This is a genomic window from Halalkalibacter suaedae (assembly GCF_017939705.1).
In the GTDB taxonomy this organism is placed as follows: Bacteria; Bacillota; Bacilli; order Bacillales; family Bacillaceae_D; genus Halalkalibacter; species Halalkalibacter suaedae.
The window spans coordinates 593,017-616,829 of record NZ_JAGKSQ010000002.1; the positions used below are offsets into that span (position 1 = coordinate 593,017).

Here is a 23,813-nt window from a genome sequence, read left to right on the forward strand (position 1 = left end):
TACTAATTCAGTTATTCATTAGTCTTGAAAAATCGCCGAATCCCTTCTTCTAACGACACGTTTTGCTTCCAACCTGGTAATGGTGTCCCTTTATTCCATGGAACCATAATTTCGCCAGCTCGGTAGTCTAACGCACCCCATTCTACTCTAATTTGTTTTTTTGTTATTTCCTTCACTAGCAGAACTAACTTTTTTAGTTGAATCCGGTTCTCATTTCCAACTGTAAATCGTTCCAATCCTTTTCCTTCATTAGTTAGTAATCTTCTACCTGCAACTAAATAAGCATTAATGACATCGTCAATATATAAAAGATCTAAATATTGTTCACCAGGAGACATCCGAAGTGTTGTTCCCTCTTTCATTGTTTCGTACAAAAGATTCATTAGCTTCGGCCGCGGATCTTCGAGACCATAATTGTCAAACAACACGAGAGATGTGCAGTCAAGCATAGAAAACGTAGTATAGTAGCAAATAAGATCTTCAAATGCCTGCTTTGTAGCCGCATACAGACTATTTGGTAGATAATCGTTATGATCCATATGCTGGGAGAAGGAGCTTGTGTTCACAAGCTTCCTTACATTTTGTTTCGCCATTGCTTCAGCCAAATAGGCTCCCATGACAATATTACTTTCAACCATTTTAGGAACATCCTCTGTCTGATAGCGAATAGATGCGAACGACGCAAGATGGAAAACGATTTTTGGTTTTGACCTTTGAATTGCTTGCTCCATTGATTGATAACTACCCTCATATATATGTGTCGTTGTCTCTTTGACAACATCTGTTAACATCTCTGTGTTTGAAGACGGTCGTACTAATAGATGGACATCGCTTCCTTCCTTGACGAGCCTCTTCGTAAGCTGGGATCCGATATAACCTGTAGCACCAGTGATTAGGACAGACACTTTTTTAAACTGATTCATTGCTACTCTTCCTTTTATCGAAGTCATCCATATAGTCGTTAATTTGCTTGATTGTCACGTCACGCATCGGAGCGTTATTTTGATAGTCCTTCATCCAGACTACGATTTTTTCTAACGCCTGATCTAAATTCCAGATTGGTTTCCAGTCTAAAAGTCTTTTTGATTTTGAACAATCCAACATGAGCATAGTTGATTCTTTGTACATACTCGTTTGATAGTGTTTTAGATTCGGCTTTTCGCCCCACTTAGTATATAAACGATTAACCACACTTCCGACTTCTACACAATCCTCAAGATCTGGTCCGAAGTTCCATGCCTCTGAGTAAAATTGAGTGTCTTCTTCATATAATTTTTCGGCAAGTCGAAGATAACCAGATAATGGCTCAAGAACATGCTGCCATGGACGAATCGCTTGTGGTTTCCGTAGGATCATTGGTTTCTTTTCAATTAACGCTTCCAAACATTGTGGAATTAAACGCTCCTCTGACCAATCTCCACCACCAATCACATTCCCAGCTCTAGCACTAGCAATTGCAACCCTTTCTAAGGACTCCTGCCCAAAGAATGATTTCCGATATGCTGCTGTCACAATTTCTGAGCAAGCCTTACTCGCCGAGTAAGGATCATTCCCGCCTAATGGTTCATTTTCACGATATCCCCAATTCCACTCTTTGTTCTCATAGCATTTATCAGTTGTAACATTAACAACTGCACGAATCTTTGCTCCCTGGCGGTCAAGGATTCTAATGGCTTCTAATAAATTGACTGTGCCCATTACATTTGTTTGGAAAGTTCCAACGGGATCCCTATATGATTCACCAACGATAGGTTGCGCTGCCATATGAAAGACAATGTCCGGATTAGCAGCTGTTAATACCTGCTGTAAATGCTTCAAATCGTTCAAGTTTCCTTTATGAGAATCAATCAATTGATCTATTTTCGCAGTTTCAAATAAACTTGGTGAAGTAGGTGGTGTAAGAGCATAGCCAGTTACTTTGGCTCCGAGCATCGTCAGCCATAGGCTAAGCCATGCCCCTTTGAATCCAGTATGACCTGTTATAAATACCTTTTTACCGTTCCAAAAATGTCTATTCATCATTTCCTGACCACTTCCTCCATGGCGGACTTCCTTTTTCCCATAGTGCCTGTAATTTGTTTCGATCATTTAACGTATCCATTGGCTTCCAAAATCCTTCATGCTTAAATGCCATTAATTCCTGATCTTCAGCAAGCCTTGGCAGGACATCTGTTTCAAAAACGCATGTATCACCAGAGATATAGTCTAAAACACTAGGCTCGAGTACAAAGAAGCCTCCATTTATCCAATGCCCATCTCCTTGTGGTTTCTCCTCAAAGGTTTGAATTTGAGCAAGAGAACTAATATTAATTGCACCAAACCTACCTTCCGGCTGCACAGCTGTTAGAGTTGCTGCTTTCTTATGCTGCTTATGGAATTTAATAAGTTGATCAATATTGACATCAGATAGTCCATCTCCATATGTCAGCATAAATGATTCATCATTTAAATATGGTTTCACCCTAGCAACTCTTCCACCTGTCATCGAGTGCTCGCCTGTCTCAATTAACGTTACTTTCCATGGCTCAACATGCTTTCTATGAATCACTAATTGCTCTTTATCATCGGTTAAGTCAAACGTAATATCTGAATGATTCATCAAATACGTTGCAAAGAAATCTTTAATGATATGTCCTTTGTAGCCAAGACATATCACAAACTCATTAAATCCATAGAAAGAATAGATTTTCATAATATGCCAAAGGATTGGCATACCACCAATTTCGACCATTGGCTTTGGCTTTACTTTTGTTTCCTCACTTAGCCTCGTTCCATATCCTCCAGCTAAAATAACAACTTTCATCTAATCCCCCCTTTTTTGAGTTCTTGATATTCTTATGGTGTTTTTTCATATTTGCCTGTATAAATGTCCAGAAATAGAACTTACCTACTACCTAATTCTAATAAAGTAAACAAATGACTAGTGCAATTAGGAAAATGCCGCATACAGTATCAAGACATATCTAGTTAAAGGAGGCGAATAAGGTTGGCTGTTGAATCTACTTTAAATGAAATAGCAAAATTGAATAGGAAAAATAAAGTGGTGGGAAACGTAAAAGATAATCAAGACCTCTATCACCTATGTGTAACAGCGAGTCAGGACTATATCCTAAGGGTGTTAACTCTCTACGAATCATTGGAAGCACATTCAGACCGTTTCAAACTGTGGATCTGCTGTATGGACCGACGTACGTTTCGTTTTTTTAGAAAATTAAATAAACGACATATGGTCCTTTTTTATGTCGAACAACTTGAAAATGATCAATTAAGAGAAATAAAACAACAGAGACAAATGAACGAATACTGCTGGACAATTAAAGCTCCATTAATTCATCATCTTCTCACAACATATGATTTAGAATCAGTGTTGTACTGTGATGGAGATCTATTTTTCTTTTCAGATCCTAAAGACATTTTTGATGAATGGGGATATGCATCTATTTATTTAACACCACAGCGTGATCTCGACTGGGTTGAACGGAGATATGGGAAGTATCAAGCAGGAATGATCGGCTTTCGAAATGATCAGGAGGGTCTAGCAAGCGTAAGCTGGTGGGCAAAACAGTGTGAAGATTGGTGTTTTATTGAACCTAGTGAGGACCGATTTGGTGATCAAAAGTACTTAGACCGGATTCCAGAAAAGTACTCAAAAGTCAAAATTTCTGCACATTTAGGAGTGAACGCAGCCCCTTGGAACTGTGTCTATAATAATGATTTTGAAATCAAGAGAAAAGACGGAGAAGTTTACGTTGACGATGACAAACTAATTGCGTACCACTTTGCTTGTATGGCCATTTTAAATGAGGATGAATACGAACTTTGGTCATTAGACAATATCAAAATCAAAAGTAATATTAAGAAAGAAATCTATGAGCCCTATATCATAAAAATTCGAGATATCATTCAAACCTTGAAAAAAACCGAAGCTACGACTAGTCGACTTTTTAATAAGAAAGACAGAAACCAAGTTAAAACATATTATAAGTTCACCCCATTCAGGCAGAAAATGGACCAATTTCAAGACTTCTATTGCTTTTCAACAATAGTAAGTAAGGAATATCTAATCAAAGGCCTTGCATTACATCAATCAATTAAGCAAAACGAAAAAGCATTTCATTTATGGATATACTGCATGGATCCGGAAACACTGTCGACCCTTGAAGATCTGGATTTAGACAATGTCACTCTCATTTCGCCAGCCAAAATTCAAACTGTAAACATACGAAAAAAAATCGAGGATCGAACATTAACCGAAAGATCTTGGACGATGAAACCAGTCGTGTGTGAGTATATTTTAAATAAATACAGTGAGATTGATCATCTCATTTATTGTGATGCGGATATGTATTTCTTTTCATCACCGAAAACGCTCATTGAGGAATGGTCTACCTATTCAATTTTCCTGAGTAAACAACGTAGTACCCCTGAGGTTGAACATCTGCATGGCATCTATCAAGCAGGTCTAATCGGCTTCAAACAAGAACCAAATAGTAGAAGAATTCTATCGTGGTGGAAGGAGCAATGCCTTAATTGGTGTTATGATGACTATTCTGATTCGACACGTTGGGGGGATCAGAAATACCTCAATCAAATCGTCCACCATTTTGAAAATATTAAAGTCATTGATCATATCGGAATTGACGCTGCACCGTGGAATCTTGTTATGAAAGAGGAGCATAAGGTAAAACAACATTCTGATCGACTCAAGATTGACGAAAAACCACTAATCTGCTATCACTTTGGTAGTCTTCTAATGTTAGATGATCAAAACTATGACTTATGGAAACGTGAGAAACTATCTTTCAGTAACGATGTGATCCAAAAAATTTATAAACCATATATTGAACATCTTCGTAAAATTTATCAAGAATTAGATCATTCAGGTCAGTATTTTTCGAAAACGCCAAAGGAATACCTTCCTAAAAATGGCTTCACGATCGAAAAGTAGTCGTATAAATGCATTCGTTAAAAACATCAAGATTTATTAGCAAAAAAAGAGTAGCTCAAGGTTCGATATTAACCTTAGCTACCCTTTTTCTCTTCATGATACATATGGTCCAAACTCATACTTAATTATCTTTCTCTTTTTCCTAACCGAAGGGCCTGCTTGATTCCGTTTTTAAAGGAAAACTTACCGTACATCAGCACACCACCTTTATAGATTCTTGCTGCAAGGAGGTTCATTACGATAACACTTAACACAAGTACTGTGAGAATGACAATGATTTCCCATGTCGGCACGCTTGTCATGCCAATTCTCAGAAATAACAACTGTGGCGTGAAGAACGGAACATAGGATAACACTTTAATAAAGGTTGCATCTGGAACATTAAGTCCTGTAATTGAAATGAACAAAGCAATCATTGCAACAAAGACCAGCGGCTGAATGGCCTGATTCACTTCTTCCGCCCTACTCACTAATGCACCGAGCATCGCGGCCACCCCGCCATATAGCAGATACCCAAGTACAATGAGTATTAATGCATAGCCAAGTAAAGAACCTTCTAGCATGTCTTGCAAAATAGTTTCAAGATATGTCTCACCACTAATAAGATATCCAACATATGCAGCTAGAACAAGCATAGCCATATTTAATACACCGGCTAGCCCAATTCCGATTATCTTCCCAAACATCTGCGTGATTGGATTCACACTTGATATAATCAACTCCATCACACGGGAGGATTTCTCAGTGGCTACTTCTGTTGCGATCATCGAACCAAATAATAAAATAACCATATAGATGACAAAGACAAGGCCATATACCATAAAGTAGGATTGCATATGACTTTCCTCTGTTTCAATATTTCCTTCATTTGTCAGAGCTCGTTCATTGAAAACAATTGGATTATAAATCATTGCTAGTTCTTCCTCATTCAAACCAAGCTCATTCGTCACTATCGTTTCCTTCATCCGCTGTACATCCATTCGTACGGTCTCTCCAACGGTAAAATCAGTACCTTCACTGAAAAATTCAGCCTCTATTTGACTAGGATCGCCAGTCAAACCAAGGACATAGGTAAATTCTCCTTCCTCTGTTGCTTGTTTAGCAGCAGCTAAATCACTATCAGGATAGGCAACATAACTAAATTCGCCTTCTTCATATGAGGAAAGTAGTTCAGCAACATCAGCTGTCGTCGTATCATAAACAACAGCAATTGTAGACTTCTCCGTCTCCCCGTCCTCTCCACCAAACATATCAATGACAGTGGTAATGTTCATTAACCCAATAATAAGAACGGCGATCACAGCGGTTGACCAGATAAATGCCTTTGTTCTGATTCGTTTCCCTGCAGTGTGTGCAACAGTTACCCAAAAATTATTCATCTGTCTCACCCCCAACTTTATCTATGAAAATATCATGTAATGTCGGTTCCTCAATTTCAAACTTACGAACAAACCCTTTCTCAGCCAATGTATGAAAAATTGTTTCCCCAACCTCTTCATTTTCAACATGTAATAAACCGCCATCTCGACCTTTTTCAAACGAAAGGACACCTTGAATAGTTTCAAGGAAATCCAACTCATAATCAGCACGTATACTGATCCGTTTCATCCCGTATGAACGCTTAATTTCTCTTAAATTCCCTTGCAACACTGGTCGACCACGTTTGAGCATTATTAAATCCTCGCACATTTCCTCGACATTACTCATTTGATGACTCGAGAAGACGATCGTTGTTCCTTGTCGTTGGAGATCAAGCACTGCTTTTTTTAACATATCTGAATTAACTGGATCAAGACCACTAAATGGTTCATCCAAAATGAGTAGCTCTGGTCTATGTAAAATCGATGCCATAAATTGAATCTTTTGCTGATTCCCTTTAGAAAGTTCTTCTAGTTTCTTATTTTCATATTCTGGTACCTGAAAGCGATCGAGCCAAATACGCATCTCTTTGACAATTTCAGGCGTCTTCATTCCTTTTAGCTTCATTAAATAAATCAACTGTTCCTTCACGGTTAGTTTCGGAAATAACCCACGTTCTTCAGGGAGATACCCCACTAGTCTTGTGCGTTGGTAACTCATTCTCTCCCCATCCCACAGAGCAGAACCCTCAGTCGGGTCTAATAAACCAAGAATCATTCGAAATGTCGTCGTCTTACCTGCCCCGTTTGCACCAAGCATGCCAAACATCTTACCCTTTTCGACTTTTAATGAAATTCCATTGACTGCATACTGCTCATCAAACTTCTTTTTAATCCCATTTATTTCTAATGTCATTTTCAATCTCCTCTCTTATATCTAAAATGTTAAAAATCTACAATAATCACTGTTTGATTTTAACATTAATTACCTATTTGATGGACATATTTGTTAAAGACTATTGTGTTTACGTAATAATAGAATTGTTGGTTTCGCAAATTTTTATTACTAGCCGACTTTATCTCTATTCTTTCATCTCTATCTAAAATATAACTTTAGATTAATATTAAAAAGAGGCTATCTCATAAAAGATAGCCCCTTTATTCCACCTATTAATTAAATTGCCTGCAAACCAGCTTGATTCAAGAAATTCCAGGGCTTGTTGTAGTGTGGCTGGAAGAAGAAATCTACGAAGCCTAACTCATCCATTGTCATATTATTTTGGATACAAACAGATAATGTGTTAATTGATTGAGTAACATCGACCTTAGACATCACCTGTGCCCCGACAATCCTTTTTGTTCCTTCTTCATAAACAACCTTTAGCATAATATCCTCGTACGTCGGCATAAATTCTGGACGGTCATGTTCAAAGATTGTGATACTTTTCACATTCATATCCATACGTAGAGCTGATGTTTCCGTTAAACCTGTTGTTGCGATGTTTTGATCATAGATTTTGATCCCTGATGTTCCCTGTGTCCCCATATATCTAACCGTCGGCTCAACTAAATTCTTTGCCACTAACGTCCCCATTCTCACAGCGTTTGTTGCAAGTGGAATATAAGCATAATCACCAGTTGGATTATAGCGAATCGCACAACTATCTCCTGCTGCATAGACATCCATATTACTAGTGCGCATGTACTCATCGACTTTTATTGCACCGTTACCAAGCATATCAATTTGTCCTTTAAGAAGGCCTGTGTTTGGTTGGAAACCAATGCATAGAATGACTAAATCAGCTTGATAATCACCTTTTGATGTTTTGACAGCAGTAACTTTCCCGTCATTACCAACAAAACGAGTAACTGTTTCTCCTAAAGCTAATTGAACCCCTCGTTCTTGGAAATCCTTCTCAACTATCTCTGTAAAAGGTTCGTCTAAATATTTGCTTAGCACTCTCGTTTCCCCATCAATCAAGGTCACGTTTTTCCCACTCATTTCAAATGCTTCAACCAATTCGATCCCTATATAGCCTGCACCTACAACAACAATATTCTCGGCGTCCTTTGCTTTTTCAATAATTGTATTAGCATGTTGAAAGTTCTTGCACAATAACACATTTTCCATGTTAATCCCTTCGATATTTGGGATAACAGGCCAAGAACCTGTTGTCATGACAAGCTTATCATATGTATCATTGAGCATCTCATTTGTTTCTAGATTACGTGCTGCAATTGTTTTGTCTTCAACATTAATATCTAATACCTCATGCTTCATTCGCATCTTCACACCTAGCTCAGTTAACTCTTCTGGTGAGCTATAAAATAACCCGTTAGGATCCTTTACAACTCCACTTACATGCAATGCTATCCCACAAGATAAGAAAGAAATATTATCATTTTTTTCGAAAACGGTTATTTCTGCCCTTGGGTATAATTTAACCATATTTGAAACAGCAGCAGTACCTGCATGTGTACATCCGATAACAGCAATTTTCATTGTTATTTCCCCCTACATATTGTTTTATTGTGAAGTTATTCACATAACGTTTGTGATTTATTTCACAATTACTTGATGGCTTTATTATAGTTCACTATTTTCTAAAGATCAATACCTTTTGTGAAATTATTCACAAGTAATTTAAATTCTTATTCTCAATTTCAATTTTATACACTATCTATGTTAAAACATATATTAAAAAGGACAGATGGATAACTCCATCTGTCCTTTCTCTCTTACTGCGCCTCATTTTGCATCCGAATTCCGTAAACTCCACCAGCTACTTGACCTGCCGGTGCGTCAAATCGTACCTCTACCTTTTCTTTTCCTTCTGTTAAATTAAAAGGAATGTCATAGCATACGAGGTAAATGTCTTCTGGTTTTTCTGATTTTAGTATTTGGTTAGCAATGACTGTCCCGTCTACTGAAATCGTAAAGTCACGCTCGTATGCGTTGCCATCCTCATGTAAGGTATTGTCGCTTCCAAAATAGGTGACTAGCAAATACATAGGCTTATTTGGTTGAACAGCCATTTTATAGCTGAAAAAGCCGTTGTCCCGGCAATCTCGCCAGCTTTTGTGTACTTTATTAAGGTAGCCTGTCTGGGAATGCTCAGATTGAATACCATGTTCAATCTCTGGCTGCTGTTCGCCTGGTTGGATTTCATCGACAGTGATTGCTCTAATCCACTCCTGCTTTTTCTTCTCTTCGTCTACTCCTTTTTCATATTCCTCTTGAGTAGCAACCTTCCAGTACAAGCTGTATCGTTCATGGTGTAATTCATAAAATGGAATAAATCGTACTTTCACATGACCTGGCTGGCCAATTGCATCTGTTTCAAACGTAAGCGGCTTGCCCTCAACGGGATGTAACCACTGATCTACACTACCATCAGTCACCAGGGCTGGGACGTCAATGAGCTCATGATTATTTAAGGCAAGATGATCAGCTAGTATGTCTGTTTCCGGAAAGTTTTCTGTGCCTAAAGCACCCGCAAGAACAACTGGACCGTATAAAAAGGCTTGCTTTGACCGGTCATCTTTGGCCTTATAGACGTGTAGACTCATTGGCAGAAGAACCTCTATGCGATCTCCTTTTGCCCATGCTTTGTTTATCGTTACATACCCTCGATCAACTGGTGCATTCACGACCTCACCATTCAGCTTAAGCTCAACATTACCAGTAACCCAATTCGGTACACGGATATGAACATTAAGTTCTTGACCACTCGCTTCTTTAAATACAAGTGAGCTTTTTTCTGATTTCGGGAAAATCGTTTCCTGTCTAATGATCGTCTCTTGATCTAAAAGCGTCACTTCAGAAGCAATAAAAAGGTTTACATAGAAATCCTGTTCCTGTTGAACATAGATAAATCTTGTGTAACGAGCAGGGTTTTCCATTCCTGTGCCTGTGCAGCACCAGAATGATTCTTCAGGTGAACAATACACTTTGAAATGACCAGGCTCTGTTGAAACAAAATACGTCTTCATACCTGAGTCTGGATCTTGAGATGCTAAAATATGATTATAAAGGCCGCGCTCATAGTAATCCATATAACTAGAATCTTTCGTCCAATTAAATAAATGCTCAGTTAACTGCAACATATTATAGGTGTTGCATGTTTCATTTGTAAGAACGCCTAACTCTTCTGTATCTGGCGGACCAAAGTGCTCTCTGTTGCTGTTGCCGCCAATAACGTACGAACGATGGTGCGATACTTCATTCCAAAAGAATTCGACCATATCCCGGTAGCTTTTTTCCCCGGTAATCTCATAAAGCTTGGCTGCTCCTATTAGTTTAGGGATTTGTGTATTAGCATGCTTGCCTTCAAGATTGTCAATTCCCTTCGTTAACGGATGAAGAACGGCTTGGTGACAAAAACGCTTGGCGAGCTCTAAGTACTTTTCTTCACCTGTAATTAAGTACATATTCGCCATCACGTCGTTCATTCCACCATGCTCAGCAATCAACATTCGCTGAAACTGCTCCTCAGTGAGTGGAGAAAGACCACGATAGGCCCAGTCTGAAAGCTTTGTTACAATCTCTAGCGCTTCCTTGCTACCAGTAAGCTGGTATGCATCAATTAACCCAGCATAGATTTTATGTATACTATACCAAGGAACCCATGATCCACCTAAACCGAAATGCTCGACGCGAAATTCGCCTGTGAACACCTCATCGAAGCATGCACGAGAAAACCCACTTACATACCCCTCTTCATCAAAGCTCTGAACACGCCCAAGTTCAGCAATCGCATAATCAAGCTTTTCTTTTAACTTATCGTCATTTGTTTCGCGATACATCGCTGCAGCCGCAGAGAGCCAATGCCCAATTGAATGTCCAGCAATCTCCATCGATTCCCATCCACCATAGCGGGGCTTCTTTGCTTCCTTGGAAGCGGCTTCATAACAAGGTGCAATTAGGCGGTCAACATCTAAGAATAAGAGATACTCCTGCCCCTTCTCCTGCGACTCCTTGAACATACCATCTATCAATTTCACATTTAACATTTAAACCCTCCTCAAGTGACTATATATCTATAGTATGAGGGGAAAACCTTCTGAATAGAATTCACTTCTCATCAGAAAACATATCTTATTTTTAGATTTTAAGCTACACTATCCATATAACTAAAACAAGGAGTAATACCATGAATGAATTTACATTACCTTCTTATAGTCTACCATTGGTAAGAGAAATCGGATTCATGATTGACAAGAAAGGCAGCCTCCAACACCCAAGTAGATTTATGGAGGAGGTCCATGTGTTTATCTATGTAAAAAAAGGTATGATTTACGTGGTAGAAGACGGAATCGACTATCAAGTTAAAGAAGGAACATATCTTTTTCTTAGCAAAAATACGCCTCACTGGGGAACGAAAACATATGCTCCAGGTACACAGTGGTATTATATTCACTTCTATGACCCGCCACAAGATCTAGGAGTGGAAAACAAAGGCGAATACTCCCCTTTTCAGCAGCCAATGATGATACACAGTGAGACGTATGACAAGAAATTGACTATACCAAAACGCGAAACTGTCCAGAAACCAGAGTACATCGATTTACAGTTGCAGAAGCTGCTTGACCGTTACGAGTCTCAGCATTCCTTTCAACCACTGCGATCGTCAGCTCTAACCTATGACTTGTTTCTCGATCTTTATCAGGAGAAATTAGATGAGAAAATTCACAAACGTAGCAATCGAATTGTCAATCAGCTAATCGAGCTCTTAAAAAAAGCACCAACGGATCGACTGTCTTCAGAACAGATTTCAGAGAAACTTGGAATGAATTACGCCTATATATCAAATTTATTTCGGCAACAAACAGGAAAAACAGTCACCCAGTTTCAACATGAACTATTAGTTGAACAAGCTATCCGTTATTTTAAAGAGTCTTCACATAACGTCTCTGAGGTAAGCGAAATCCTCGGTTTCTCAAATCCATTTTACTTTAGCCGTGTCTTCAAAAAGGTTAGTGGTATTTCCCCGTCTGATTACCTAAACCAACATTACCGATAAGCAAAAAGGTACATCACCTCAAACCGAAGTGATGTACCTCATCAATTTCCCTTATCCAGTTGCCTTGCTTTTTTCTCCATGCTTGACGACGGCCTTCTGTTCCCATTTCCGGCTAATCCAACGCCTATGCAATAAGATACCTCGGAGCCATTCGTCTGCAATAAAGGCTGCCCATATCCCAATAAGTCCCCATCCAAAATGAATGCCTAAAAGGTAGTACATTGGAACACTAAAGGCCCAAATTACAGTAACTGACACAATCATCGAATATTTGGCATCCCCAGAAGCTTCGAGGATCGAACCATATACCAAGTTCAAACATCTTCCTGGCTCAAGCAGAAAACCCATTATTAACAGGGTACTTCCCATCATTATAATTTCTGGATTATCTGAAAACATCCCAAGCAGCGGCTCCCTAACAAGAACAATAAGTGATGTCATCAGTAAGGCAAGCCCTATACTCCACCTCGCACTTTGCACCCCTTGCTTATATGCCTCTTCCATCCTGCCTGCTCCAATTTGATGACCGATGATAATTCGTGTCCCTCTTCCCAGTGAAATCCCTAAGATCATAACTAAAAAAAGAACATTTAACGTATAAATGCGTGTTGCAAGCATCTGTGAACCCAGTAGGGTAATAATTGCCGTTGTGACAATCTGACTACTCGAGTACGAGATCATCGTCATCGAGGCCGGTATCCCAATGCTTAAGACTTTTCTTAAGCGATTCTTCTGAATATCAAAAAGATCAGCCCAGGTTAGACGTAGCTGGACACGATAACGTAGAACAATGAAGAACGCAATGAGGGCCACAAATTGACTGAATGCGGTCGAAATGGCTACCCCTTGTACGCCCAATTGTGGAAACCCTAAAGCACCATGGATAAATAAATAATTCCCGATGATGTTAATGATATTCATTCCACCACTTACGAACATCGTTTCCTTTGTAAATCCATGCGTTTGTATGATAATCGAGACCGTCACACTGACGGCCTGAAAGACTAAAGCCCCACCGACAATCAATAGGAAGGTTCTTGCCTGTTCCATTAGATATGGTTCAAGTTGGAAAAGACCTAGTAATTGTCTACTAAAGATCATTAAGATTGAGGCCACAACCAAACCGAATAAAAAGTTAATTAAAATACCGTTTCCTGTAAATCTCTTAATTTCTCCTAATTTATTCGCTCCAAGGTACTGTGCAACAACAACCGATGTACCAGTGGCAATAAACTGAAATAAAAAAAACATAAACATAATCAGTTGATTCGCTACTCCAACTGCAGCTACCGCTTCATCCGATACTTGGCTAAGCATGAATGTATCTGCTGTTCGTAACGAAATATTTAACAATGATTCAATAAAAATCGGCCACGTAACGGCTATGATCGATAAGCGTTTGATTTCTGTATTACTCATACAAAACCTCTTTCTAGTGTCATCAATAAGAAAAACTTGAAATGATTAAAGCCCTTGTTTGTCTGTTCGTTTTTCTTCTAGTACACGCTTATCTAAAAAAGGAACATAATATACTATATGATCATTTTTCACTAATAGAAAGGTTGCTTCGAAGAGTATGCTTCGAAGCAACCTTATTAAACTACCATCTAGGTGTGCCTGAACAGTTACACAGCGTCACCCTCAATAAGGCTGGACTCAGGCTTCCATTCATTTTTTGAGAGAAAATCAGATGTATGTGGACACTCCCTCATTCATTAAAAAATATGACTAAGGACTATTCAGCAACAACATGAATCGTTGCAATGGCTTTTACGCCAGTAGTGTCGATCTTCTGACCTGGTATTCCAAAATAAGGTGTACCATCTTTCTTCCAAAATAAGCGTTGGATTCTAGCATGACGATTATGGTCATACAGGGAATTGCCTTCAATTTCTTTATATGGTCTAGCATGATAAACTAATAGATCTGTTGTTCCATCTTCAGCAACTGTGAAGCTATTGTGTCCAGGACCGTATTCACTAGTCTCTTCACTCGACACAAAAACAGGATCAACGTTTTTTGTCCATGAGTTTGGATCTAGTAGATCACTATCTTCTGATGCTGTTAATAAGCCCATTGAATAACGATCGTCTGTTGCACCACCGGAATAAGCAATGAACACTCGACCATTACGATGTAACATAGCTGGTCCTTCATTTACATAGAAACCCGCTTGCTCCCACTCATATTCTGGTGTAGAAAGTAAGACCGGTTCACCTTTTAGGGTCCAGGGATTACTCATCTCAGCAATATATAAGTTTGAGATTGACTCGTTTTCTACTTTTTGAGCCCAAACTAAGAACCGTTTACCGTTGTGAGCAAAAGTAGTCGCATCTAATGAAAAGCTTTGGAAAGATATATTAATTTGACCTTTTTCAACCCAGCTTCCTTCAAGAGGATTCTCAGCATCTGTTTCAAGGACATAAGGACGGATCGCCCAAACATCATCACGGTCTCCTGCTGCAAAATGAATATACCATTTTCCATCAATGTAATGAAGCTCTGGAGCCCAAATATGTTCTGACATAATCCCTGATTCGTGTCTTTCCCAAACAACCGTCTCAGGTGCACTAGAAAGTCCTTCAATTGTCTTCGAACGACGAAGGACAATTCTATCGTATTCCGGATATGAGCCTGTAAAATAATAATAACCATCTGTATGCTTATACATGTAAGGATCAGCACGTTGCTCGATTAGCGGATTTGAGTAATATTGATGCTGGATTTCCCCTTCAACCGTGTAAGTACCAGGTGTTTTCAATTCATCCTCACTTAATGTACTCCATTGAACATCCATATCAGCTGTTACTCCATTACTAAATTCCACATCGACTTTTTCTGGTAAATTTAATTTACTTCCAACTTTTGTCGTTACCTCAATGTTTTGAACTTCACTTAATTTCATCAGCTAACATCCTTTTCATATAATCGATTTCTTCCAACTTGTATAGAAGTTGGCTACCGATCTTAGTATCATTTTTGTTCATACCATAGAGAACTTGTTAATCGCTACTCTATTAAGCTTCAACCAAATACAGAAGTAGCTTCAAAATCACGTACACTACTTCAAACAAACATTTAAACGCTTACAAGCATGCCGATGATAACGTCTCTTTTTCTGGATGGACGTACATGTATCGTTCACACTAACGAACTAATGAATATTTGTACGTACAATAAGAATAAGAAGGTTTGGCAAATTTGTCAAGACTATTCCCTAACAAAATCTATAAGAAAGATCTCTCAAAAAGAGTACCTCAAAAGAAGAGGTACTCTTTAATGATCTTATTCAGTTTTTTCGAGATTTCTAACACTAACCCAGTTTATGCCCACACAAATTAATGAGACAAAAAACAAAGGAATGATTACAGTGAACTCTAGAGATAGAATAACGACAACCGATAACCAAAGTACCATCAATATAGTCGTGAATGGTTTCGATATCCCCATAACTAACGCTAATTTAAAATAATTAAAGACCTTCATATCTAATCTAGAAAATAACGGAAAGAAATGTAATAGTGTTGCAAAGTAAATAAAACAAAGCATGATAACTAGCGCTAGCAATACTTTACCAATTAACGCTTCAGTTCCAAGTAAAATTAGAATATCTAAGTAAAGAAACAACCCTATGATTAGAAACACGACTCCAACAAGGTTCGTCTTTACAAAATTCGCTTTAAAGTGCTTCCAAAAGTCCAGAAATACATTGTTATCTAGATTCTCTCCATTCATCCATTTTCTAATGATCATGTAAACAGAGGCGGTCGCAGGCATGAAACTAAAGATTACGAGACCAACTATTGTAAATAAAAACCATAAGACATTGAGGATAATAAGTTTTATTATCCTATCTAGTAAATTCATAATCGATCCTGCCCAGTTTCCGTCCATTGTTATCGCCTCTTTACTTAGATGAATTCACAAGTGGTATGAAAGAGATTAATCATTCATTTTCTTTGCAAGGTATACTTGGCCTTTTGAGTCTTTCCCCATAAAAACGAACGTTTCTTTCCAAAGTTCCCAATCCCAGCTTGGTAGAACTTTACCAGTTATTTCTGTACCATTTACATTCAGCATATAACGATTTTCAGATAACTGCAACAAATAAATGCTTGCTTGAGGACTATCTGTTATCGTTATACATATAGAAGAATCTTGGTTATTGTTTTCTTTATCAACAAGGAAATATTCCCATTCACCAGTTAATTCTTTAAGGTTTACCGGAATCTCTTTTTCTCCTGCATACCTCTCTGGAGAAATAAGTGGCCACCCATCTTCGCTCCAGACCACTTTTCTTATGTGTAAGTAATGCCAGTGTTTATCTTTTTCAGCACGGATGTGATGACAGACATAATAATCATCACCATCTTTTAGAACTGAATTATGTCCAGGTGCTACCCATCCATCGCCATCTTGAAATTTGTAACCACCAAGTAATTTCAAGCCGACATCATTAGGCGGTAATTCAATGTTCGTCATGTCATTTCCTTCGAAATCAAGATAAGGACCCTCAATATTTTTAGACCTAGCGACTCTAATATTATAGTTTGAAAACAGTGAATCATAAGAAACAAACAAATAATAGTAATCTAGATCAGGATTATAGACAATATAAGGACCCTCAATGGCACGCTCAACACTAACATGACGTTTGGCAATTAATCTACCTTTTCCGTACTGATAAGGTTTTCCTGTGTTAGGATCAATTTTAGTCACATGTATGCCACCAAAAAAAGAACCAAAAACCATCCAAGGTTCACCATTTTTATCAAACGTAATATTAGCATCAATTGCGTTGGGCTCATCCTCTTCGCCTTCAAGCGATTTATAAACAAGCCCCTGATCTTCGTAGGGACCTTCTATATGTTTACTTGTTGCTAGACCGATAAAGGATTGAGTACTTCCAAATGTAGAAGCTGAGTAATACATGTAATAAGTATCACCATATTTAGTTACTTCTGGCGCCCAAAGCCCGAGAGCTCCTGTCCATTTTTCTGCTTCTTCTGGAACTCCGTCGCTAAAGGCATAGCCAACCCACTGCCAATTGATTAAATCCTTTGATTTACGAATTTGAACCCCTGCTTTTGGCTTGATGCCATAACTAGCATCAGTAGAAAAGACGTAATACCAATCACCATCTTTTACTAAAGCTGGGTCATGAACATTGTTCGTTGTCCATTTGCTTTGATCTTCTAGGATTGATTTATCGTACAATTTATCTTTAGGGATAGTATTAGAATGGATCATCTATTATCTCCTTTGATTTCAACGTTAATGAGTACCTTCCACATGAATATATTTAGACTCATAAAACTTGTATTGATGGTTTTTCTTGGATTTTAATAATTGATATTCCTCTTCTATGCTTAACTTGTACACGCAGTAACAAAGCATAGAAGAGGAATCAAAAGTAAGGATAAAACTGCCTTACGTGTTTCGAGCTAAAAAAGAGCATTAACCTTTGACTCCACTAATAGCAATAGACTCGATGATTTGACGTTGGAAAATCAAGAATACAACTAATACTGGTAGTAATGCAATAACGGAAGCTGCCATGATTAAAGGATAATCGGTTTGAATAGCATACGCCGCATTTAAGTTAGCAATGACCAGCTGTATGGTTAGTTTCTCTGGTGAACTTAAATAGATAATTGGAGCTAAATAGTCATTCCAAACACCCATGAACCAAAGAATTAATTGAGCTGCAATCGCCGGTCTAATTAATGGGAAGATAATCTTACTGAAAATCCCAAAAAATGAAGTTCCGTCAATTTGTGCCGCTTCAATAATAGAATTCGGAACATTGATTAAGTACTGACGTAAGAAAAACACCATAACTATGTTACCAAAAATTGGTGGAACAATAAGCGGTAAGAGTGTATCTACCCACCCAATACTCGAAAACATTGCAAACTGAGGAATCATTATACTCGGATATGGAATCATCATAGCAGACAATAGTAGTAAGAAGATGTAATTCTTATACGCCAGTCTTAGTTTTGCAAACGCAAAAGCCGCTAAACTAGATGTGAACGTACCTACTATACAAACTGTTAATGAAATGATTAAACTGTTTTGAATACCCGTTAATAATGGTCCAGCTGTCCAAATTTCAAGATATTTTCCCCAGTTGAATTCTGTAGGAATCCAAACTGGAGGTAGAGCAAATACATCTGACTTTTCTTTTACCGAAGTTGAAAGCATCCAGATAAGTGGTGCAATCATGACCACAGCTCCTGCTGTTAATGCAAGAAAGATAAAGGAATTGGCAACCCTGTTTTTTACTTTTTCATTCAACGATCTCACCCCTACTTAATAATAATTATCCTAATCTACATCTCAAAAGTAGATCTATCATTTAATTTAAACTGAATAATCGTGACAATAAAGATGATTAAACCAAGTACGACTGAGATGGCTGAAGCATAACCCATTTGTAAGTTAGTAAAGGCTTTTTGCCAAATATAGAATACAACAGTTGCCGAACTATATTCTGGTCCACCTGTTGGAGTCATGATGTTAATCTCTGTAAACATTTGAGCTCCACCGATAATTCCTGTAATAACAAGGAAGAATGTAACAGGCTTTACCATTGGCAACGTAATATATCTAAAACGTTGAAATGCGTTTGCACCATCAAGTCCAGCTGCTTCATAGTACATTTTCGGAACGCTTTGTAAAGCAGCTAGGTAAAGTAGCATCGACATACCTAAACCTTTCCAAATTGTCATAATGATTAAAGCTGGTTTAACAGTGTCTTTGTTTTGTAACCAGTTTGGACCATCGATCCCAAAGACAGCTAAGAATTGATTGACTAAACCGTAATCACCGTTATATGCCCACTGCCAAAGTACAGAAATAGCTGCTAGAGAAGAAATAACTGGAATATAGTAGATTACTCGAAATGTTGTAGTACCCGGTATATTTCTATTCAAACCCATAGCTAGGAATAGAGATAAAAATAGCCCAATAGGTATTCCAAGCATCATAAATAATGTATTAAATAATGACTTATGGAAGTAATCATCATTAATTAAGGCAATATAGTTATCTAATCCTGTCCATTCCTGATAACCCAACCCATTCCATGTCGTAAAAGATGCATAGATGGAAAATAAAAATGGATAAAGAATAAAGAGTAAATATCCTACTAATGGTGCCAGTATAAATAGAAATGCAGCTCTACCTTCTTGCTTGCGAAGTTTAGATTTTGGTGCCTTAAAAGGAACTTGCTTATTTATTGCAGTGTCAGATATTTGTTTGCCCATTTCATTCACCCCAGATCAATGCTTATTGGCTTACCTTATAGAAAACAGGAAATGATGTCTTCATCTATTACTAGACTTCAGAGACAACATCATTTCCTGCATTTAAAGTTGCTTATTATCGAGCTAAATTAATTTCCACTTGCTTGCTTCTCTAATTGAATCGCATTATCAAGAAATTCTTGCATTTTCGGTTGTACTTCTGCTACGTATTCAGCAGCTGTCTTATCTCCGTCTAATACTGGTTGAACATTCGTAAAGAAGTAATCATACCATTCACCATTGTACGTGTTATTAGCAGGTAACGCACGACCGTAATCTTGAACGATATCTAAGAATTCTTGTTTGTTAGCTGGAGTTGTAGTTGTATCAGCAGCCCACTCTTCAGCCATGTCTTTCAAGTTAGGAATTTGAACACGTGCGTCAACAAGTTGTTGTTGTCCTTCTTCAGAAGCTGAAAGATATGTTGCGAGTTCAGTTGCTAATTCAGGATGCTCTGTGTTAGCAGCTACTGCAAATCCTAATGTTCCAATCCACGCTGCAGATTCACCTGTTGCACCTGCTGGATAAGGAATTAAGTCATATTCGAAATCTAATTCTGTGTCAAAAGTTCCAACATCCCAAGGTCCTACTGGGAAGAATCCGATTTCACCCTTCATCCAACGTTGATATGTGTCAAGAGTTTGAGCATCTTCAATAGAAGGAGTAATTCCATACACATTTTGTTGGTCTGCAAAGAATTGAAGTGCTTCAGCAAATTCTGGTGTATCAACTGTTACTTTTGTTTGTGTTTCATCAAGGAAGTCCCCACCATTACTCCAAACAAATGATTGTAGAACCCAGTTAACGTTAAACCCTGTTCCGAATTGATCAAGTTTTCCATCACCATCATTATCTTTTGTTAAAGCTTGTCCAGCTTCAATGAATTCATCCCATGTCATTGGTACATCTGGATCTGGCAATTCAAGGCCAGCTTCTTCAAACATTGTCTTGTTGTAACCTAATGCAAATGGTCCAACATCTTTCGGTAATGCGTAAAGACTTCCGACACCTTGTGTTGTTCCATCATAACGATAGCTATCGAAACCATATTCCCACATGTTATCTTGATTAATAGAATCACTATTTTCTACAGTTTCAGTAAGATCTAACAAAACTTTACTATTTGCATATGCTCTTACTTCCCCTGGTGCAATAAAGAACACATCTGGAATCTTCTTACCTGTGATTGCAGCTTTAAGCTTCGTTGCGTAATTATCAATAGGAATTACATTTAGTTTTACGTCTACTCCAGGATTATCAGCTTCGAAGTTTTCAATAACCTTTTTATACGCTGCTTCTTCAACAGTAGATCCTCTAAACATAAATTCTAATACTTTATCACCATCCTCTGACTCTCCTCCACCAGAAGACGATCCTCCACCACCACTACAAGCACCTAATAGAAGAGTACTAACCAACGCGACACTAGCAAACACACGATACGGTTTTTTCAACATGTTCATTGCCCCCATAATCTTAGTTTTTTTAAATCATTTTAATAGAATGTAACCCTTTTCATTAAAACCTGTAAATACATTCCTCCTTCTCACTAGAGGTGAATGCTTTTTTAATGAAAACGCATTCTTATAAAACCAATATATTATACTTGTCAGTACATGTCAACATATTTTGACAAAAATTATTCGGTTGTACAACAATTTTTTTTTGCGTGTCTGTACCAGTTAGTGAACGGCCTTTCAAGTTCATTTCTTACAACAATGTAAAATTAAACTATTTCCCTTGATCAACCTACCCTCCCTCAACATATCTCTTCAAAGCAAGTGAACAGTAGTTATATACTTAGTTCGTGCGATAAACAAACTTACTTCAGAACTTGATTATTCACAACATGACCATACCAATAATATCCAATTATCTTTAGGACTCTGATGTTCTTGAATATCCTTTAACTTAATTAAAACTCCAAAGTTATACGTACCAATTTGTTTTCTCGCTATCTATTTGTGATAACAAAAAAAGGCAGAGGTTTTTTAACCTCTGCCTTAAATACCTTTATCCCCAAATTGCTTGGTTCCATCTTAACTCATTACGGAATTGTCTAACATTTGTATCCTTATCAATTACCACTACTTCAATTTTAGCCATATCAGCAAAATCATAAAGCTGTTCAGTCGTTACATCAAAAGAGAATACTGTATGATGAGCACCACCAGCATAGATCCACGCCTCTGTTGCATCACTTAAAGAAGGTTGTGGCTTCCAAAGCACCTTAGCTACCGGTAATTTCGGTGTTTCGATAGTAGGTTGCTCTGCTGTTACTTCGTTCACAACTAGACGGAATCTACCTCCCATTTCAACAAGAGAAGCATTTACAGCATCTCCGCCTCTACCATCAAATACTAGACGTGCTGGGTCCTCTTTCCCACCAATTCCTAGTGGATTGACAACAATCTTTGGTTTCGTTGCTGAAACAGTTGGACAGATTTCAAGCATATGCGACCCTAGAATCATTTCATTTCCAGGTTCAAGGTGATACGTGTAGTCTTCCATGAATGAAGTTCCTTGATTAGACGACATAATCTTCATTAGACGAAGCAATGCAGCCGTTCTCCAGTCTCCTTCTCCTGCAAAACCATAGCCTTCAGCCATTAGACGTTGAGCAGCTAATCCTGGAAGTTGTTTCATACCATGTAAATCTTCAAAATTTGTTGTAAAAGCATTGTAATTGCCTTTTGCTAGGAATGATTTTAGACCAAGTTCAATTCGACCTTGTTCTAAGATCGCATCTCTCACTGGACCGGGCTCACTAGCTTCAGCTGGCAGGTCATACAATTCTTCATATTGATTATACAGATCAGACAACTCTTCTTCAGTAACCTTACTCATTTCTTCAACAAGGTCACCGATTCCGTAATAATCAACTGTCCAACCAAATTTGATCTGTGCTTCTACTTTGTCTCCATCGGTAACTGCAACATTACGCATGTTATCACCGAAACGAGCTACACGAATGTTTGTACCTTCTGTTACACCAACTGCTGTTTTCATCCAGCTGGCTAGCTTTTTAGCAACGTCTTGATTTTGCCAATGTCCTACAATCACTTTTCTGGAAATGTCCATACGAGTACCGATAAACCCATACTCTCTATCTCCATGTGCAGCTTGATTTAAATTCATAAAATCCATGTCAATATTTTCCCAAGGAATATCTTGGTTAAATTGTGTATGGAAATGAAGCAATGGCTTTTGCAATGCCTTTAAGCCTGGAATCCACATTTTAGCAGGTGAAAACGTATGCATCCAAGTAATAACACCTGCACAATTTTCATTGTTGCTCGCTTCTGTAGCGAATTGATGTATTTCTTGAGCAGTTTTAACAACTGATTTAAAGACAACCTTATAAGGAAGATCACCTTGTGCGTTTAATCCATCTACAACCTTCTGTGAATTTTCTGCCACTTGGCGAAGTGGCTCTTCACCGTATAAATTTTGACTCCCTGTAACAAACCAGAATTCGTAAGGTCTGACTGATAACAATTTAAATTCCTCCTCAATTAACATTAACTTATCCTTTAACATGTTGCATACGTATTAGTTCCGTACATTTTACAACATTGAACGAATCTAATAGCACTTAATTCATTGTTGGGCTGCTAATATGTATGAAGATTCGCCTTAGAATTCTTCTATCACAAGAGCAGTATGATAGCTATTCACAGTAACCGCTTACAATATCCTACTTTAAGGTAATTAGCTTCTTCTTGGGTAGTAATTAGGTGACTTCTCAAGCTGTTATAACATTACCTTGGTAGCCCACCTAGCAGCACTGCATCCAACATGTCTTGTACGCATATGTTATTACTCTTTTATAATAATACAATTTGTACGTACAATCAATGAAAATATTTTATCGTATTTACAAATTTTTTTACATAAGTGAATATACTTGAAAATACCTTCCCTATTACTGCCTCTAGTGGATTCTCGTGTCCTACTTTCTTAAATAGTTAAAATTCCCCCCCCTTAGATATTTATTCTTATCGCTAATCAATTAAGCAAACTAATCATATTTCATTTTATCCTGTTTCATAAATTTTATCTAGCCGATTAAACCTGTAGTTAATGACCATCTGGATACATCTACAAGTAAACAGCTACTTGGTCTCTACTTCGAGATGTACGTATAACTCTATATAGATAAAGACCTAACATG

The 23,813-nt window shown here is 37.9% G+C and carries 17 protein-coding genes; 2 read left to right on the top strand and 15 right to left on the bottom strand.

The genetic code is table 11. The features are described 5' to 3' along the window. Positions 1-11: 11 nt before the first annotated feature. Genes J7W16_RS06985 through rfbF form a run of 3 tightly spaced genes read right to left on the bottom strand, consistent with a single transcriptional unit; the run spans position 12 to position 2,803 of the window. A complete protein-coding gene (locus J7W16_RS06985; protein WP_210596550.1) occupies positions 12-923 on the bottom strand; it encodes an NAD-dependent epimerase/dehydratase family protein in 912 nt (303 codons plus the stop codon). Continuing rightward, entirely contained in the window at positions 910-2,022 is a 1,113-nt protein-coding gene (gene rfbG, locus J7W16_RS06990) for a CDP-glucose 4,6-dehydratase (protein WP_210596551.1), read from the bottom strand. The genes J7W16_RS06985 and rfbG overlap by 14 nt, the downstream gene beginning before the upstream one ends. Next, entirely contained in the window at positions 2,012-2,803 is a 792-nt protein-coding gene (gene rfbF / locus J7W16_RS06995; protein ID WP_210596552.1) for a glucose-1-phosphate cytidylyltransferase, read from the bottom strand. Before rfbF ends, rfbG begins: the two co-directional genes overlap by 11 nt. Positions 2,804-2,986: 183 nt before the next feature. Between rfbF and J7W16_RS07000 the strand changes: the two genes are divergently transcribed. After that, positions 2,987-4,948 (top strand): glycosyl transferase, encoded by a 1,962-nt coding sequence (locus J7W16_RS07000; RefSeq protein ID WP_210596553.1) that lies wholly within the window; start codon positions 2,987-2,989, stop codon positions 4,946-4,948. Between the two features lie 125 nt (positions 4,949-5,073). Here the strand turns inward: J7W16_RS07000 and J7W16_RS07005 are convergent, their stop codons facing one another. The 4 genes from J7W16_RS07005 to J7W16_RS07020 form a co-directional block, all read right to left on the bottom strand. Further along, positions 5,074-6,327, bottom strand: a complete 1,254-nt coding sequence (locus J7W16_RS07005; protein ID WP_210596554.1) for an ABC transporter permease — start codon at positions 6,325-6,327, stop codon at positions 5,074-5,076. After that, positions 6,320-7,222 (bottom strand): ABC transporter ATP-binding protein, encoded by a 903-nt coding sequence (locus tag J7W16_RS07010; RefSeq protein ID WP_210596555.1) that lies wholly within the window; start codon positions 7,220-7,222, stop codon positions 6,320-6,322. The genes J7W16_RS07005 and J7W16_RS07010 overlap by 8 nt, the downstream gene beginning before the upstream one ends. 258 nt (positions 7,223-7,480) lie before the next feature. After that, positions 7,481-8,809 carry an FAD-dependent oxidoreductase gene (locus J7W16_RS07015; RefSeq protein WP_210596556.1) on the bottom strand — a complete coding sequence of 443 codons (1,329 nt, stop codon included), beginning with the start codon at positions 8,807-8,809 and terminating at the stop codon, positions 7,481-7,483. Between the two features lie 236 nt (positions 8,810-9,045). Beyond that, positions 9,046-11,319 carry a glycoside hydrolase family 127 protein gene (locus tag J7W16_RS07020; RefSeq protein ID WP_210596557.1) on the bottom strand — a complete coding sequence of 758 codons (2,274 nt, stop codon included), beginning with the start codon at positions 11,317-11,319 and terminating at the stop codon, positions 9,046-9,048. Between the two features lie 140 nt (positions 11,320-11,459). On the opposite strand from J7W16_RS07020, the gene J7W16_RS07025 reads away from it, so the two are divergent. Beyond that, entirely contained in the window at positions 11,460-12,329 is an 870-nt protein-coding gene (locus J7W16_RS07025; protein ID WP_210596558.1) for an AraC family transcriptional regulator, read from the top strand. A 51-nt stretch (positions 12,330-12,380) separates the two neighbouring features. Here the strand turns inward: J7W16_RS07025 and J7W16_RS07030 are convergent, their stop codons facing one another. From J7W16_RS07030 to araA, 8 genes are all read right to left on the bottom strand, one after another. Continuing rightward, a complete protein-coding gene (locus J7W16_RS07030) occupies positions 12,381-13,748 on the bottom strand; it encodes an MATE family efflux transporter (RefSeq protein ID WP_210596559.1) in 1,368 nt (455 codons plus the stop codon). A 316-nt stretch (positions 13,749-14,064) separates the two neighbouring features. Further along, positions 14,065-15,234: a family 43 glycosylhydrolase gene (locus tag J7W16_RS07035; RefSeq protein ID WP_210596560.1), complete on the bottom strand. Its 1,170-nt coding sequence runs from the start codon at positions 15,232-15,234 to the stop codon at positions 14,065-14,067. Positions 15,235-15,614: 380 nt separating this feature from the next. Next, positions 15,615-16,223 (bottom strand): YesL family protein, encoded by a 609-nt coding sequence (locus J7W16_RS07040; RefSeq protein WP_210596561.1) that lies wholly within the window; start codon positions 16,221-16,223, stop codon positions 15,615-15,617. Between the two features lie 48 nt (positions 16,224-16,271). After that, positions 16,272-17,579: an arabinan endo-1,5-alpha-L-arabinosidase gene (locus J7W16_RS07045; RefSeq protein WP_210596562.1), complete on the bottom strand. Its 1,308-nt coding sequence runs from the start codon at positions 17,577-17,579 to the stop codon at positions 16,272-16,274. A gap of 207 nt (positions 17,580-17,786) precedes the next feature. After that, positions 17,787-18,629, bottom strand: a complete 843-nt coding sequence (locus J7W16_RS07050; protein WP_210596563.1) for a carbohydrate ABC transporter permease — start codon at positions 18,627-18,629, stop codon at positions 17,787-17,789. Between the two features lie 35 nt (positions 18,630-18,664). After that, positions 18,665-19,600 (bottom strand): carbohydrate ABC transporter permease, encoded by a 936-nt coding sequence (locus J7W16_RS07055; RefSeq protein WP_210596564.1) that lies wholly within the window; start codon positions 19,598-19,600, stop codon positions 18,665-18,667. A gap of 128 nt (positions 19,601-19,728) precedes the next feature. Beyond that, a complete protein-coding gene (locus tag J7W16_RS07060; protein ID WP_210596565.1) occupies positions 19,729-21,096 on the bottom strand; it encodes an ABC transporter substrate-binding protein in 1,368 nt (455 codons plus the stop codon). A gap of 556 nt (positions 21,097-21,652) precedes the next feature. Beyond that, positions 21,653-23,137 (bottom strand): L-arabinose isomerase, encoded by a 1,485-nt coding sequence (gene araA / locus J7W16_RS07065; RefSeq protein WP_210596566.1) that lies wholly within the window; start codon positions 23,135-23,137, stop codon positions 21,653-21,655. Positions 23,138-23,813: the final 676 nt, after the last annotated feature.